The sequence below is a fragment of the Streptomyces alkaliterrae genome (assembly GCF_007097205.2).
In the GTDB taxonomy this organism is placed as follows: Bacteria; Actinomycetota; Actinomycetes; order Streptomycetales; family Streptomycetaceae; genus Streptomyces; species Streptomyces alkaliterrae.
Genome location: NZ_VJYK02000518.1, coordinates 1 through 2,298, shown reverse-complemented (window position 1 = coordinate 2,298; position 2,298 = coordinate 1). Strand labels below are relative to the sequence as shown.

2 protein-coding genes are annotated in these 2,298 nt (G+C 72.6%); one reads left to right on the top strand and one right to left on the bottom strand.

All coding sequences use genetic code 11. From position 1 onward, the window contains the following. On the bottom strand, positions 1 to 1,109 hold a 1,109-nt coding region (locus FNX44_RS26295), incomplete at its 3' end, for a glycoside hydrolase family protein (RefSeq protein ID WP_143651479.1). A gap of 184 nt (positions 1,110 to 1,293) precedes the next feature. Between FNX44_RS26295 and FNX44_RS26290 the strand changes: the two genes are divergently transcribed. Next, positions 1,294 to 2,298 (top strand): LacI family DNA-binding transcriptional regulator (locus FNX44_RS26290; RefSeq protein ID WP_143651478.1); only part of this gene is annotated, 1,005 nt, incomplete at its 3' end.

The window sequence follows — 2,298 nt, the reverse complement described above, 5'->3', positions numbered from 1 at the left end:
GCCTCGGAGGGGCCGGTGATCCGTAGGCGCGTGCCGTCGTGGTGGACGGTGAGGGCGGGCCCGTCGGCGTCGGCCCGCAGGGTGATGTCGACGGGGGTGGAGGTGGTCGCGGCGGAGACGTCGACGTCGCCGACCGCGTGCAACGCGGGTGTGTCGGCGGGGTCGTCGAGCCAGGCGTCCAGGCCGGGCCACCATTCGAGTCGCGGGGCCTCGCCCGGAGGTGTGGAGAGGAGTTTCGGCTGGGCGAGCATGCCGCGGCAGTGCGCGCCGGTGTCGGTCAGGCCGACCCGGCGCGGGGTGGTGTGCAGGACGACGCGGGAGCCGTCGGGTGCCGCGACGATGCGGGGGGCGTACGCGCCGGTCGGGCCGAGCGGGCCGTGTCGGGTCCACGGGCCGCGCAGCCGTGGTGCTGTCCACGCGTCGAAGCCCCGGGTGGCGCCGATGGAGCCGAGCAGCAGCCAGCTGCCGTCGTCGAGTTGTTCCAGGACGGGGCATTCCAGTTCGTCGACGTCGCCGGGGGAGAGCAGCGGGGGGTGCACGGTCCAGTGCTCGAGGTCGTGCGAGGTGGCGAGGGCGACGCAGCCGCTGACCTCGAGGGGCAGGGAGGCGTCCTGGGCGCAGAGCACCATGACCCAGCCGTCGGACTCGTCGTCGCGGACGACAAACGGGTCGCGCCAGCCCATGCGTTCACCGGTGAGGTACCAGCGGGCGTCGGCCTCGACGACCGGTGCGGTGCCGTGTCGGCGCCAGCCGGTTCCGTCGGTGCGGTCGGAGTAGGCCAGGCCGACGGACTGGAGCGGCCAGCCGCCGGGGGTGAGTCCGGAGACGCCGGTGTAGAGCATTGCCATCCCGGCGCCGTGCCGGATCGGATGCATCGTCCAGGCCGCCTGCTGGTCGAACCTGCCGGGCAGCCCGGTGCCGAAGGCGCTGCCCTGCGGGTGCCAGTCGACCAGGTCGGTGGAGGTCGCCCGGCCGTAGGAGGTCTCCATCCGCAGATGGTCGAACTCGTTTGTCCACGGGCCCTGTAGGTGGAGCACGGCGTAGCTGCCGTCGTCGTCGCGCAGCAGGGCGAAGTCGTTGACGCAGAGGCCGGGCGGGGCGTATCGCATGCGCACTTCCTGGTCGGGCTGGGCAGCGCGCAAACGTGTGCGCTGATCGTTCGGCGGGGAGGTCTCGGTTGAGAATCGGGGCAAGTAAATATGAACGCAAACGCTTGCGCAACGAGTGGGTCGGGTTTACGGTCACGTCACCCCAGATCACAGCAACGTGAAACCCGACGGGAGGACTGACCCCGTGACGGTCAGCATCACCGATGTCGCCCACGCCGCCGGCGTCTCCGCATCCACCGTGTCCCGCGCGCTGCGCGGACGGCCGGGCGTCTCGGACGAGGTGCGCGCGCACATCACGGCCGTGGCCGCCTCGCTCGGCTACACCGCCTCGCGCTCGGCCTCCAGTCTGGCCAGCGGACGCACGCAGACGATCGGCGTCCTCGCCCCGTACGTCGGCCGCTGGTTCTTCGGTACCGTGCTCGACGCTGCCGAGAAGGTGTTCAGCGCCGCCGGCTACGACCTCCTGCTGTACAACCTCGGCACGCCGGAGGCACGCAAGCGCTTCTTCACCAAGCTGCCGGCGCGCAAGAGGGTGGACGCGGTGCTGTCGCTGCTGATCCCCGACGAGGAGGAGGCCGCCGCGCTGCGCTCCCTCGGCGTGCCGCTGGCGACGACCGTCGGCGGCGCCAGGGAGGGTTTCACGGCCGTCGGCATCGACGACCACGCCGGCGCCACCAGCGCCGTACGCCACCTGGTGAACCTGGGCCACCGCCGGATCGGCATGATCTCCGGAGCGAGCGAACCGCTCCACTGGACCACCCCTGTCCAGCGCCGCCAGGCGTACCTCGACGTGCTCGCGGACGCCGGCATCGTCCACGACCCGGCCCTCGAGGTGGACGGCGGCTACACGGTCGAGGGCGGCGAGCACGCGATGACCGCGCTGCTGGCCGACTCCCGCCCGCCGACGGCCGTGTTCGCGCAGTCCGACGAGATGGCGATGGGCGCCCTGCGGGTGCTCCGCCGCCACCGCCTCAAGGTGCCCGACGACGTGTCCGTCGTGGGCTTCGACGACCACGAACTCGCCGAGGTGGTCGGGCTGACGACCGTCGCCCAACCCGTCGCCCGGCAGGGGGCGGAAGCCGCCCGGCTGCTGCTGGAGCAGCTCGACCGGCCGGACACCGAGCCGCCCGGCCACGTCCGGATGCCCATCCGGCTGATGCTGCGCGAGACGACCGCCCCGCCCAACCCC